This is a genomic window from Treponema maltophilum ATCC 51939, assembly GCF_000413055.1.
Lineage (GTDB): Bacteria > Spirochaetota > Spirochaetia > Treponematales > Treponemataceae > Treponema_C > Treponema_C maltophilum.
Window position 1 is genome coordinate 902,157 of the sequence record NZ_KE332518.1, and the last position, 13,801, is coordinate 915,957.

Here is a 13,801-nt window from a genome sequence, read left to right on the forward strand (position 1 = left end):
TTATCCCTGCGTTTTTTGCGCCGCCGCGTTCGGTATGTCGGCTGCAGCGGGAGAGGCGGGAGCGGTGGGCTTTGCCGCCGGTATCGTGCTTGCGGAAGCTGCCGCGGCGGGCTTTGCCGGAGCACTTTGCGCGACCGAGTTGAGCATCTTTTGCCGCACGGCCGTCAGACAGTTGTTGATGTGTATTTTATACGAAATCGGAACCGAAGCTTCGTCGAATTTTATCGAAAGCGTAACCAATTCCTTTCGGCCTTCCACCGGTACCGCATTGACCGTCAGGCCTTTAATGATAAGCGTTTCACGCGGTTCATCGAATTCGAGCTGCAAAGAGGCTTCTTTGTTTTTTAAAAACTGCGCTACACCCATCATGATGAGTTTTACACCGGAAAACGAAAGATCGCGTATAATGCAGTTGCGCGGCACGTTTTGTATATTGACAATCGTTTCTTCTTTCATTAAAGAAAGCCGCCGCTTCGATTCGGGCGTAATGGCGATGCGCTCTTCTCTGCGTTTGACGGCGTTATCTTTTGTCTCGAGCAGGCGGCCGACTATTTCGATGAGATCATCCGGCGGCTTTGAATTGAACGCCAACGTCGCAATCGCAAGTTCTTTGGAATTCATGTACGGATCCATCGCACTGACGTGCGCGTTGACAAAAAAACTCATTGTTTGTCCGTTCGGATCCGAAAAGAAAAACCGCAAACTTACCGGCGTATTCACTTTTTGTATGGCGGCATATGCTCCGCCTTTTGTACCTATGATAATGCGCGCAATGCTCAGCGACGAAGAATTTATTATGCACGGCCATTGCCCGCTGTTGCATTTTATATACACCTGCCGCGGATCGAGATTCAGTGCTTTTATGGTTTCTTTGGAAAACATTATTTCCGTATTCCGATATGAGTCGTAAAAGCGGGATATTTGCTGACTTGTCATAACGCCCATACGTACATAATAATTAAAAAAAAACGATTGGTCAATCGTTTTTCACAGCGATTCTCCATGAGCAAAAATCGGCAAAAAAACTGCCGGTTATCTTTTCACGTACCGTATGCCGAGGGCGTTGGCCGTTTTGCGTTTGGCGCGCACCGAATACGCGGGAAAATCGGGAAAAATAAGGGCGGTCGACCCGCCTCCGTCGAGCTGAACGGCATCAACGGCACCCGCATTTTTTAAAATGAGCGCGCAATCTTCAAACGAAAGTCCGCGCGAAAAAAGATTTTTTTCTACGGTTAAAAGATAAAGCGTATAACCGTCTTCGCCGATCCCGACGGCGGTGCGCGCGTTCCGGATATTTTTAAATGGGAGAACGGTTCCGTTTTCCAAAATCGTCCAAAATCCGCCGAAAGCAAGATGCGCCTGTTTTACCGAGTCGTCCGTTTGACTGTTTGCAATATACGCGCGCTTTGTGCGGTCGAAACATAAGGCGGCATATTCGCTTCGAGCAGCGGACAATTCCGTACCGTTGCGTATATAAAGTCCGCACAATTTGAGTGTGCCCGAAAAAAGCGGCCCGTAATCGAAGGGTGTCGCGTTTACCGCCGCAAAAAAACCTTTTTGTGCGGCCGTGCGCCAAAGGTAGGCCGCATCCGTAACGCCGTCTTCCGTGGCGTCTTCAGGTATTCCGTCAACTTCAATGGCAGAATCGGCAAGGTGTATGCGCACAAGCGTATAGCGCACCCGTTCCCGCTTATTTTTACAGCGCAGGTAATATACGGGCGGAATAAGATTTTGCCATTGAGAAGACGAAGGGGCGGGAAATAGAAATTCTTTTGTTTCGGTTTTTTCGGCGGCCGACCTGTCGGCTGCAGGATTTGTACCGGCTGCAGACTCCGTTCCGGAACCGGTTGCGCAGCTTTGCAAAAAAAGAAAGACAATGCACAGCGCCGAAAAACACAGCCGTAAAAAAAACGGTGCGCCTGAAAACGTTTGTTTCCCGGACACACCGTTTCGGTTTTTAACGTTGCCGATCAATATGCACCGTGTCCCGTATCGCGGGTTTTTCTGTTCTTTTTCATCAATTTGCGCTGGAGGGTTTTATTTTTGCGATTTTTGATGGTTGAAGGTTTTTCAAAATATTCCCGCTTTTTCCATTCACGGATAATTCCTTCTTTTTCAACCATTCGTTTAAAACGCTTAATGGCTTTTTCAAGGTTCTCGGAATCATCGATCATGATATGAGCCAAATGTAATCACCTCCTTCGGCCGTTCCCTAAAACTTAAGGACTCCATTTTAGCGAAAAACGATTTTACGGTCAAGTAGAGCGTGCCGAAACACCAGGGCTTCAGCATGAACTAAAATCAATAAAAGAAATTACCTACTCCCGAAAAGATACGTGAAAAAAGAGGCCGCTCAGGCAATTCGCTTCGCTCATAAGCCGTTCACGTCCTCTTTTTTCACGCATTTCTCATAAGCGTGTTTTCTTTTGGGCTTTTTAGTCCGCCAAAGCTCTGTCCGCTTAAATAGCGAAGGAAGAATTCCCGAGCTGAGTTCTACTTGAATCATTCAAAATCCGCACGATTTAGGCTCAAGATGTTTCATATTTTGTCGTTCGCTATGCAAATCTTTTCATGCTGAAGCCCTGGGCGTGGGTTCTACGGACTGCTGCGGAATCGGTGAAGAAATTTTCGAACAGGAATGTTTTGGTAAAGAGTTTTCTTGTACCATATGAATCGCTTTATAAAGTTCCTCTCATTGTAACTCCCATGACCGTAAAAAACTCTATAAAAAAATATACGATAAAATATGCACTAAAATATTGACAAAACATGCGGGCGGGAAGATAATCAAAATAAAGGAGATTATTATGGATTTTCCAAATCAGGTTGTGATTATTACCGGCGCAGGAATAAATGCGAAGCAGTGGGAAAAGTATCACAAGCTAGGTATCGGCTGTGTGCTGGCACAAAAATTTTATGAAGAGGGAGCCAAGGTTGCCATTCTGGACATCGATGAAGAGTTCGGACAGGAAACAATCAGGCATTTTAATCTTTCTACTGATCGTTCCATGGTTATTGCTACGGATGTATCCGATGAAAATGCGGTGGAAAATGCGGTGGCGAAAGTGGTTGAACGCTGGGGGCGCATCGATGCGCTTGTGAATACGGCCGGTTGGGGCGGTCCGCAAAAGCGGGCGGAAGATTATACGTTTTCAACTTTCCGCCGGGTCTATGAGATCAATACGTTCGGAACATATCTGATGATGGCAAAAACATTGCCGATCATGCAGAAACAGAAAAAGGGATCCATCGTCAATTTCGGTTCGGTATCCGGTATGTTCGGATATTCGCTGGAAATCGGCTATGGGTCCAGTAAGTGGTCTATCATCGGGATGAGTAAAAATGCGGCAGTTGAAAATGGAAAGAATGGTGTCCGTGTCAATTCCGTTTCACCCGGCTGGGTTGATACGCCAATGTTTGCAAGTGTGCTTGCCGGATATAAAGAAGATGGTATCGGCAATGACGGCTGGGATAATGTGACCGTCGGTCCAATGGGCAGAATTGCATCTCCGGAAGAAATTGCCAATGTGGTTTTGTTTTTATGTTCGGAAAAAGCAAGCTATATCAACGGTGCAAACTTGTTGGTTGATGGCGGTATGACAGCAGGAAACTGACACGGGCAAATACAAGGGGATAATATGTCTGAAAATAAGAAAAATCCTGAAAAGGAAATTCATCTAACACGAAAGATCTCGTTGGTGGCCATGATCGCGATGGGGGTTGGTTCAACGGTCGGCTCAGGAATATTTACGTCGGTAGGCGAGGTCGCGGGTGCGGCCGGGAGTGCCGTGCTTGCGATCCTTTCTTTTCTGATCGGCGGCTTGTTGATGATTCCCCAGAATCTTTTATATACGGAACTTTCATCCGCGTATCCGGAAGATGGCGGAATGGTCGTTTATTTCCGTGAAGCGGGCTGGAATTTCATGAGCTTCTTCTATTCCTGGTCATGCTTTTTTTCATCCGATCCGATCGGAGAAGCTATCATGGCGATTTCTATCGGAAGTTACCTCTCTTATTTTACTCATTGGTCGACATTAACGGTTAAGATCATTGCTGTTTTGTTAATTGCTGGGTTCGGATGGCTGCATATTGTACATGCGAAGGCAGGGGCAAAGGTGTTGTCCGCTTTGACCGCCGTCAAAATTGTACCGTTCTTCCTTTTGATCATCATAGGTCTGTTCTTTGTAAAGGGAGGAAATTTTTCAGCCAGCGTCGCAGGTGCCGGCGCATCCGGTATCATGGCGCTATTAGCCGGAATTTCAGCGACAACATGGTCGTATGATGGCATGTATGCATCGTCCATTCTGGGCGGCGAGGTGGAAAATCCCAAGAAAAATCTGCCGATCGCTTTAATTTCAACGGTACTTGTCTGCACGGCATTATATACTGCCTTGACGGCATCGGCCGTAGGATTGGTGGATGTTTCAGTGTTGGCTTCTTCGGATGCGCCTATTGCAACAGCTTTTGAACAGATTCCCGGCATCGGTTCTTCTGCTGCGATAATCGCGTCTGTTCTTGCTGTATTTGTCGTCACCGGTTCTTTATGTGGTCTGATTATGTGGCAGCCGCGCATTACCTACAAGGCAGCAAATGAAGGATATTGGTGGAGAAGTTGGGGAAAAGTTCATCCGGTATGGAATACGCCGTATGTTGCGATGCTCTGGGAAGTCGGCGTGGCCTGTATTCTGGTGTTCTTTTCTTCGATCAGTGATCTGCTCGGCTATTTTACATTGATTTCACTGTTGCGCAATGCGTTGGGATTTCTGACATGGTTTATTGTTCGCAAAAAGAAAAATTATAATCCGACATACAGAATGCCGGCCGGCCCGCTCATGTGCATTCTGGCCGTTGTTCCCTCCGCTATTCTGCTTGCCTCGACATTTGTCTGGGCGCCAAAGGCGGGAATTATCGCTTCTATTTTTGCCATCGTATCAGCTATTGTGGCATATATGTATTTTAAAAAAGCGAACGCGGATATCATTGCTCAGCGGAAAAAGGAAAGGCAGCAGGCAGCCACGGATGTTCAATAAATTAGAACACGGTAGGCAATGCTCGTAAAACGAAAAAATAGTATTGGCGGCGTCGATATGATGAATGAAAAAATCGTTGTACCGGCGCCGTTTTTATATAAATTTATATAAAATGCTATCGTGTATGGCACATTATTAACTTTTTAAACAGAGGGTATGAAAATTGATTCCCGGGTGAAGTATAGAGATCCTACGGAGTGCTTTTCCGTTTTTATTATTTACGCTATACTGAAGCCATGAGCGACTCTTATGCGGACGGGCGCGAAAAGCTTTCGGCAGCCCTTCTTTTAAAATTGTTTGCCGTATTTTTTAAAATCGGCTTATTTACCTTCGGCGGCGGTCTTGCGATGCTGCCGCTTTTAACCGAAGAATTGTCGATTAAACGGGCATGGACCAGCCGCGACGAGCTTTTGGATTATTTTGCGATAGGGCAGTGTACGCCCGGCATTATTGCGGTAAACGTCGCAACCTTCGTCGGTTATAAAAAACAGGGCGTTGTCGGCGGCATTGTCGCAACGCTCGGCATGATAACGCCTTCGGTTATCGTCATAACCGTTTTGGCTTTGTTTTTTGCCAATTACGCCGCCCTCTCTCCCGTAAAAAAAGCGTTTGCGGGTATCAACATTGCCGTTGCCGCCCTTTTAACCAAGGTTGTATGGACTTTTTTGCGCAGCGCCATCCATAAAGTGTGGCATGCCCTCATTACGGTTGCGGCATTTTGCGCCGTTACGTTTTTTCGCGTACACACGGCATGGATAATTCTTACAGCCTTTGCGCTCGGTTTTTGCGTCTACGCGTATTCGGCGCGTCAAATTAAAGCGGTGCACAAAATCAAAACCGCGCAGCAAAAGAAATCGGCACCGAACGATAAACGCGGCGGTACGGAAGGAGGGGCAAAATGACCTTGTGGGCTTTGTTTTGGCGCTTCTTTTTTATCGGGTTATTTACGATCGGCGGCGGTCAGGTTGCGATAACGCTTATGTATCAGGAATTGGTGGATTCCGGCATTATCGGCGCCGAACTTTTTTACAACATGCTTGCCGTTTCCGAATCGACTCCCGGACCTATCGGCATAAATATGGCAACCTATTTGGGAACCGAAATGTTCGGCGTGCGGGGCGGCATTATCACGACGCTGGGAACCGTCGCGCCTTCAATTATCGTCATTTTAATCATTGCACGGTTTTTCAGCCGTATGCAGGATACGCTTGCGGTTAAAAGTTTGTTTACCGTGCTGCGTCCTATGGCTGCCGGTCTTGTCTGCATTGCCGCATGGAACGTCTTTAAGATTTCGGTTGTGCTGCTGAATAAAGCAAAATTGAGCGGCGTTTTAGCCGACGCATTCGAGCTTCCGCGTATTGTCGCGTGGCTTGTATTCAGCTTTTTGCTTTTTAAAACAAAATTGCCGGCGATTTTATACATCGTGTTGGGCGCACTTTTCGGTTTAATTTTTTTATAATCTTGACTTTTATTGCGAATTTCTCTATCATAAAGATAGAATTTTATAGAGATAGGAGAGCCTCTTATGATTAAAGTAGGAATTAACGGTTTCGGCCGCATCGGACGCATGGTCTTCCGCGCCGCCGTACAGAATTTTGCAAAAGATATTCAGATTGTCGGTATTAACGACCTGCTCGATCCCGATTATCTTGCGTATATGCTTAAATACGATTCCGTACACGGTCAGTTTAAAGGCGATGTAAAAGTCGACGGAAATACGATGATTGTAAACGGAAACAAAATCCGCCTTACCGCGGAAAAAGAACCCGCAAACCTTAAATGGAACGAAGTCGGTGCCGATGTCGTTGTCGAATCGACCGGATTTTTCCTTACCGACGAACTTGCCCGCGCACATATTACAGCCGGTGCAAAAAAGGTCGTGCTGTCGGCTCCTTCGAAAGACGCCACCCCGATGTTCGTATACGGCGTAAACCACAAAACCTACAAAGGTCAGGACATTATTTCCAACGCTTCCTGCACGACCAACTGTCTTGCCCCCTTGGCAAAAGTACTGCACGACGCGTTCGGCATTAAGCGCGGTCTTATGACGACCGTTCACGCCGCCACCGCTACGCAAAAAACCGTCGACGGTCCTTCCAAAAAAGACTGGAGAGGCGGCCGCGGTATTCTTGAAAACATCATCCCGTCTTCAACCGGAGCCGCAAAAGCGGTCGGTAAAGTTCTTCCCGAATTGAACGGAAAACTCACCGGTATGTCCATGCGCGTTCCCACGTCGGACGTTTCCGTCGTAGACTTGACCGTCGAATTGAACAAAGAAGCTTCTTACGAAGACATTTGCAAAGCCATGAAAAAAGCTTCCGAAGGCGAGCTTAAAGGCATTCTCGGTTACACCGACGAGGCCGTCGTTTCCACCGATTTCCGCGGTGAAGCACGCACCTCCGTATTCGATGCAAAAGCCGGTATCGCCCTCGACCCGACCTTTGTAAAAGTCGTTTCGTGGTACGATAACGAATGGGGTTATTCGAACAAACTGTGCGAAATGATCCGCGTCGTCGCAAAATAATTTGTAACACCGTTTCTTAAAAAAACGAAAATATTTAAGGGGAGTCCGGAAACCGAAGTTTTCGGACTCTTTTTTTAATTCTATTCTATATGGGACCTGAAAAAAACAACTTTAACCCTACTCATACAGCAAATTAAAAAAATGTTGACAGCTTAAAAAAGTCGTTGTACACTTATGTCAAGGTAAACGTTTACCTAAGTAAAACGTTTACCTTGACGAGGTGTTTTTTTGACTACCATTAAAGATATTGCTCAGCTGGCTGAAGTTTCAATCGCTACCGTTTCCAAAATTAAAAACGGAAACGACCGTAATATAAGCCGTGCTACGCGCGATAAAGTCAATCGACTCATAAAAGAAAACAACTATGTTCCCAATGCCGTCGCAAAAGGCCTCAAAAGCAAAAGGACTAAGACACTCGGTTTTATTCTTCCTGATATCAGTAATCCGTTTTTCCCTGAAATTGCCAGAGGGGTAGAAGATATTGCATGGGCACATCATTTTTCCGTTACTTTTTGTAATACGGATAATGATATACAACGGGAAGAAGATGCTTTGCAATTGATGCAATCCAAGATGGTTGACGGCGTAATCGTAACTCGTTCAATGTTTGGAAAATCATCCGAAATACTTACAAAATACAATTTTCCGATAGTCGTTGTAGATCGCAAAGGTAAAACCGGTCGAGAAAAAGTGGGAGAAATAGTTATAGATGCGAAAAAAGCTTTTTTCGACGTTACTAAGCATCTTATTGCTTGCGGTTGTAAAAATATTGCGTATGTTTCTGCAAAAGGGAAATATGATAATGAGCGATATAACGGTTTTAAATCGGCTTTAATTCATGCCGGATTAAATTTAAATGAAGAGTCGGTTTATCGTGCTCAATATAATGTAGAGACCGGTATCGAAGGTGTTGAAAAAATCTTTGCACAACATATTCCCGATGCTATTGTATGCGGAAACGATCTTATCGCTGTCGGTGCAATGAGCGCATTAAAAGATAAACAGATTTCAGTTCCCGAAAATATTAAAATTACGGGGTTTGATGATATTTACTTTTCCCGTTTCCTCAGCCCGTCATTGACAACAGTAAAACAGCCTGCGTATGAAATGGGTGCCGCTGCAGCACAAATGTTGATCGATTTTATTGTTAACGGTAAACCGCTTTGTATGAAAAAGCTTGATTATCAACTGATTGTCCGTGAAAGTACAGTGCTTAACTCCCCAAAAGGAGGATATTGAATATGAAGCGCATTAAAGACTACGAACCTATTTGTAAATGCGAATTCGGTAAATTGGCTGAAAAAGTTGATTTAAAACCGGATTTTTTCAGCGGGTTTGACCCTCAAAAGAGAAAAGAAATTGTAAAAGCGGAAGCCGATTTTTATCGCCGTATAACCGAGCCCTTCTCGGTTGATACGCATATTATTACGGAATTTATCAGTATCCCTGCACGGGACGGGTTTGCAATTCCGGTAAAAGTATATCGGCCGGTAAATACAAAGGGCGTACGCCCTGCATTTATTTTTATACATGGCGGCGGTTTTATAACATGCTCAGTCGAAACACATAATTTTGTTCCCGCATATATAGCAGCACATTCCGGTTGTATATGTTTTAGCATAGATTATCGTCTTGCCCCCGAGTTTAAATTTCCGAAAGGTCTTGAAGATTGTTATGACACAGCAAAGTGGCTTATACAAAATGCCGAAAAAATCGGAATCGACGCTGCCAAGGTTGCGGTAGGCGGCGATAGCAGCGGAGGAAATTTTGCGGCGGTTCTTTCGCAAATGGCAAAACACGATAAAGAAGTTGCTTTTTGTAAAGAGGTTTTAATTTATCCCGTTACGGATTTGTCGAATGATATTTCGAAGCGTTCCGCCGAAGTGTATGCGCCGGTCGGTTCTTCCGATGGTGGAAAAACGTCGCCGTCTTTTTTGCAAATGTATCTTCCCGATGGTACCGATGTGCACAATCCCATGATATCACCTCTTTTCAGCAATGATTTATCCGGTTTGCCAAAAACTCTTTTTATCTTGGCGGAGTGTGACGCATTTTGCGATGACGGTTTGTATTATGCAAAAGCTTTGCAAGACAGCGGTGTTGATGTCTCATTTCATATTTATAAAGGAATGCCCCATGCATTTATCCTACGCACATATGAAGAAACATTCGTTGCATTAGATGAAATATGTAAATTCTTAATTGAATAGCATAAATCGGTTTTTAACCGATTGGATACAAAATAAAGTTTTTAAGGAGGATTCAATGAAAAAACTTTTGGTTTTATTCACGGTTGCTTGTACGTGCATAGGATTGGCATTTGCAGGCGGGACAAAAGAGGAAAGCGGATCTGGTAAGCCCTTTGTCGGACTTGCCATGCACAACCAAACGGAAACATGGGCTGTTCAGTTTAAAAACACGTTTGTTGAATACGCTAAATCAAAGGGCTTTAAAGTGACGGTAACCGACGCAAATAAAGATGTTACAAATCAAGTCGGACAAATTGAAGATCTTGTTTCTTTGGGTGTTGATTCTTTAGTCGTTTTGCCTGCCGATTATACTGCTCTCGGTCAAGCTTTAAAAACCGCCTATAATGCAGGAGTAAAAATTGTCAATGCGGATTCCAAAGTTGTTGAAGACGATCAAAAATTTGTATCATGTTTTATCACTGCAGACTGTTATTCCGGCGGCTATGCGATTGGAAAGTATCTTTCAACCAAATTGGCTCGAAATGCTAAAATCGGTGCATTGAATTATCCTCAGCTTTCCGTAATCGCCGTCAGATTCGATGGACTTGCCGCTGCGCTTAAAGATGCAGGACGAAGCGATGTTACGATTATCAATAAAGATGCTACCGATCTTTCCGCTATTTCTTCTTATACCGAAGATATGTTGATGGCTAATCCGGATATCAGTGCCTTTGTGTGCCTTAACGATAACACCGCCTTGTCTTGTGCAAGTACTTGCAGACAAATGGGTAAAAAAAATATTATGGTATTCGGATTTGACGGTTCTCCTGCCGCAAAGCAGGCTATTGCAGTCGGTGAAATGACAGGATCAGGGGTATATTCTCCTATTGACTTGGCTAAGTCTGCCGTTGATGCTGTCAATGCGATTATTAACGGTGCCCCTTATGAGCGGGAAACGCTTGTTAATATGTGGCTGATCGACCCCGATAATATTAAAAAAATGGACCTCAAAAATTGGTCATGAATTTTTGATACTGTTTTATCGTTGACATTAAGAAGAATAAGGGTTGCCGAAAAAGCAATCTGCTTTTGAAGCAGCCCTGTGTTTCTTTTTATCTGCGAGGAGGAGCGATGGATAAATTTCTGCTTGAAATGAAAAATATTCACAAGAAATTTCCCGGTGTGTATGTTCTTAGAGGGGTAAATTTGGAATTATGCGCAGGGGAAGTCCTTGCTGTTATCGGAGAAAACGGTGCCGGTAAATCCACGCTTATCAATATACTTGGCGGAATTCATAAAAAAAACGAAGGAGAAATATATTTAAACGGTCAAAAAACTGCTATTGAAAATGTTCTCGACGCGCGTAATGCCGGAATCGGTATCATACACCAAGAACTTTGTCTTGTTCCTCACTTAACGGTAGCGGAAAATATATTCTTAAACAGAGAACCGGTCGGCAAAACAGGACTGATAGATTTTCCGAAGTTGTACCACAACGCCGCCCAATTTATAAATGAACTGGGATTATCGATAAATCCCGATGCTAAAGTTTCAACACTGCCGATTGCGCAGCAGCAAATGGTCGAAATAGTAAAAGCCGTTTCTTTTAATTCGCAAATTATAGTGATGGATGAACCGACGTCTTCTATTTCGGACAAAGAAGTTGCTGCACTTTTTAAATGCATTGAGGATTTAAAATCTCGCGGTATCGGTATAATCTATATATCACATAGACTTTCAGAACTTTGGCAGATTGCTGATAGAGTATTGGTTCTTCGTGACGGACAAAGCATACAGACTTTGAGCGTTTCGGAAACGTCCAATGACGAACTTGTAAAATTGATGGTCGGCAGGGAAATTGCAAACTATTATTCACGAACTCATCATATCGAAGGGCAAGTTGCTCTGGAAGTTGAAAATCTTACTACAACGAAAGTAGAAAATATTAATTTTACATTGCATAAAGGAGAAATTCTCGGTTTTGCGGGGCTGGTCGGTGCAGGGAGGACTGAAACCGTGCTGGGGATTCTCGGATTTGATAAAATAAAATCTGGAAAAATTAAAATATACGGTACTGAATGTCGGTTTAATAAACCTGCCGATGCCTATGCAAGCGGAATCGGTTTTATTCCTGAAAGCAGGCGCGAGGAAAGTCTCTTCCCCCTGATGTCAGTCAAATTCAATTTAACAATTAAAGCACTGAATCAATTTATTCACGGGATTAAGGTTAATTTTACCAAAGAGTACCATATTACCGAAAAATTTATTCAAGAGATGAAAATAAAAACGCCATCTCCCGATGCATTTATACAGAATCTGTCGGGAGGCAATCAGCAAAAAGTAGTTATTTCAAGTTGGCTTGTTACAAATCCCTCTATTTTAATTATGGACGAGCCTACAAGAGGAATTGATGTCGGTGCCAAAGCCGAGATTTATGCGTTAATGAACGCTTTGGCAATGCGGGGAATCTCGATAATCATGATTTCTTCAGATCTTCCGGAAGTAATCAACATGAGTGATCGAGTGATTGTTATGCGGGATGGAAGAATTTCAAAACTACTTGCACATGATCAAATTACTCAAGAAGAAATAATGAAATATGCTGTTGATGTGGATATTTGAGGAGTATGTCATGAAACAAAATAAATCTTTATGGCACTGGTTTTTACATTATGCGGGGCAATTAGTATTTATCGCTATATTGTTTATTGTCATAACTATTGCCGACCAAAAGAAAGTGTTTTTAACAACGGGTAATTTACTCAATGTTATGCGCCAAGTTACAACAAACGTATTCGTTGCTTGCGGTATGACGCTTATTTTGATTGCCGGAGGGATCGATCTCTCAATCGGCGCTGTTATGGCAATCTCCGGTATGACGGCTGCATACATGTCGCTTTCGGGAATTCCTTTTGCGTTGTGTGTCTTGGCCGGACTTTGCGTCGGAGCAGCTGCCGGTTTTGTAAACGGCCTAATCGTTTCTCAAACCGATTTGCAGCCATTTATTGTAACGTATTCAACACAAATAATTTTGCGCGGAATGGTTTACGTTATTACTGCTGCCGGAACATATCGTATTACAAATAAGAGTTTTCTTGCCTTTGGCGGGGCTTCGTTGGGGCCGATTCCATATCCTGTCATATATATGATAATTGTTGTAAGCATTGTGGTTGTTCTTCTAAATTATACTAAATTCGGAAGGCATCTCTATGCAATCGGCGGGAATACAAAGGCTGCTCAATTTGCAGGGATAAATATAACAAAAATAAAAATCGGCATTTATACACTTTCAGGTGTTTTAGCTTCTCTTTCCGGTCTTGTTTTGACAAGTCGTAATTCATCGATGCAGCCGAGTTTGGCTACGGGAGCGGAGATGGATGCCATTGCCGCAGTGGTTCTCGGTGGAACATCTATGGCTGGCGGACAAGGAGCGATTGCGGGAACAGTGCTCGGATCTTTTATTATCGGTTTTATTAACAACGGTTTAAATCTTTTGGGTATGAATAGTTTTTGGCAATATATCGTAAAAGGAATTGTCATCCTTATTGCGGTATATCTCGATTTTATTAAAAATAAACGATTGGCAAAGGGAACCTGAAATATGAAAAAAAACATGTTGCTTAATTCAAATATTTCATCAGCAATATCTAAAATGGGGCATACGGACGGTATCACGATTGCCGACTGCGGGTTACCGATACGGGGTACTGTTGAGCGTATCGATCTTGCTTTGACAAAAAATATTCCGACCTTTCTTCAAACTTTGGATGCCGTACTGTCTGAACTATGCGTAGAAAAGATAGTCCTTGCAGAGGAAATTAAAACCGTTTCTCCCGCTATGCTTTCCGAAATTTTAAAACGTTTTAATGACGATCTAAAAGTTGTGTTTGTCTCGCATGAAGAACTGAAAAAGGCAACGGAAAAATGCGTTGCAGTTGTCAGAACCGGAGAGTGTACTCCTTTTGCCAATGTAATATTGTATTCAGGCGTTACATTTTAGCAAAAAGGAAAATGCAGTTATCCTTCCAACCCTTGCCTGTTATTCCGCAAACTGTTAT

14 protein-coding genes are annotated in these 13,801 nt (G+C 43.6%); 11 read left to right on the forward strand and 3 right to left on the reverse strand.

From position 1 onward, the window contains the following. The 3 genes from HMPREF9194_RS04040 to rpsU all read right to left on the reverse strand — a co-directional run bounded on the left by HMPREF9194_RS04040 (window position 1) and on the right by rpsU (window position 2,186). Window positions 1-945 carry a PilZN3 domain-containing protein gene (locus tag HMPREF9194_RS04040; RefSeq protein ID WP_016525103.1) on the reverse strand — a complete coding sequence of 315 codons (945 nt, stop codon included), beginning with the start codon at window positions 943-945 and terminating at the stop codon, window positions 1-3. Between the two features lie 87 nt (window positions 946-1,032). Continuing rightward, entirely contained in the window at window positions 1,033-1,944 is a 912-nt protein-coding gene (locus HMPREF9194_RS11800; protein ID WP_169558721.1) for a phosphodiester glycosidase family protein, read from the reverse strand. Window positions 1,945-1,970: 26 nt separating this feature from the next. After that, the gene (gene rpsU / locus HMPREF9194_RS04050; RefSeq protein ID WP_016525105.1) at window positions 1,971-2,186 is read right to left on the reverse strand and encodes a 30S ribosomal protein S21; all 216 of its coding nucleotides are present in this window, start codon (window positions 2,184-2,186) and stop codon (window positions 1,971-1,973) included. A gap of 621 nt (window positions 2,187-2,807) precedes the next feature. On the opposite strand from rpsU, the gene HMPREF9194_RS04055 reads away from it, so the two are divergent. From HMPREF9194_RS04055 to rbsD, 11 genes are all read left to right on the forward strand, one after another. Further along, window positions 2,808-3,614, forward strand: a complete 807-nt coding sequence (locus HMPREF9194_RS04055; RefSeq protein ID WP_016525106.1) for an SDR family NAD(P)-dependent oxidoreductase — start codon at window positions 2,808-2,810, stop codon at window positions 3,612-3,614. Window positions 3,615-3,638: 24 nt separating this feature from the next. Beyond that, a complete protein-coding gene (locus HMPREF9194_RS04060) occupies window positions 3,639-5,030 on the forward strand; it encodes an amino acid permease (protein ID WP_016525107.1) in 1,392 nt (463 codons plus the stop codon). Between the two features lie 236 nt (window positions 5,031-5,266). Further along, window positions 5,267-5,932, forward strand: coding sequence for a chromate transporter (locus tag HMPREF9194_RS04065; RefSeq protein ID WP_016525108.1), 666 nt, complete (start codon window positions 5,267-5,269; stop codon window positions 5,930-5,932). After that, entirely contained in the window at window positions 5,929-6,489 is a 561-nt protein-coding gene (locus HMPREF9194_RS04070) for a chromate transporter (protein WP_016525109.1), read from the forward strand. The genes HMPREF9194_RS04065 and HMPREF9194_RS04070 overlap by 4 nt, the downstream gene beginning before the upstream one ends. Window positions 6,490-6,555: 66 nt before the next feature. Continuing rightward, on the forward strand, window positions 6,556-7,554 hold the full coding sequence (gene gap / locus HMPREF9194_RS04075) for a type I glyceraldehyde-3-phosphate dehydrogenase (protein ID WP_016525110.1): 999 nt from the start codon (window positions 6,556-6,558) through the stop codon (window positions 7,552-7,554). A 228-nt stretch (window positions 7,555-7,782) separates the two neighbouring features. Beyond that, on the forward strand, window positions 7,783-8,793 hold the full coding sequence (locus HMPREF9194_RS04080; RefSeq protein ID WP_016525111.1) for a LacI family DNA-binding transcriptional regulator: 1,011 nt from the start codon (window positions 7,783-7,785) through the stop codon (window positions 8,791-8,793). A gap of 2 nt (window positions 8,794-8,795) precedes the next feature. Then, a complete protein-coding gene (locus HMPREF9194_RS04085; protein WP_016525112.1) occupies window positions 8,796-9,764 on the forward strand; it encodes an alpha/beta hydrolase in 969 nt (322 codons plus the stop codon). Between the two features lie 55 nt (window positions 9,765-9,819). Further along, a complete protein-coding gene (locus tag HMPREF9194_RS11805) occupies window positions 9,820-10,767 on the forward strand; it encodes a sugar ABC transporter substrate-binding protein (RefSeq protein ID WP_016525113.1) in 948 nt (315 codons plus the stop codon). A gap of 107 nt (window positions 10,768-10,874) precedes the next feature. After that, complete coding sequence (locus HMPREF9194_RS04095) at window positions 10,875-12,365, forward strand: sugar ABC transporter ATP-binding protein (RefSeq protein WP_016525114.1); 1,491 nt, start codon at window positions 10,875-10,877, stop codon at window positions 12,363-12,365. Between the two features lie 10 nt (window positions 12,366-12,375). Continuing rightward, entirely contained in the window at window positions 12,376-13,341 is a 966-nt protein-coding gene (locus HMPREF9194_RS04100) for an ABC transporter permease (RefSeq protein WP_016525115.1), read from the forward strand. 3 nt (window positions 13,342-13,344) lie between these two features. Continuing rightward, entirely contained in the window at window positions 13,345-13,743 is a 399-nt protein-coding gene (rbsD, locus tag HMPREF9194_RS04105; RefSeq protein ID WP_016525116.1) for a D-ribose pyranase, read from the forward strand. Window positions 13,744-13,801: the final 58 nt, after the last annotated feature.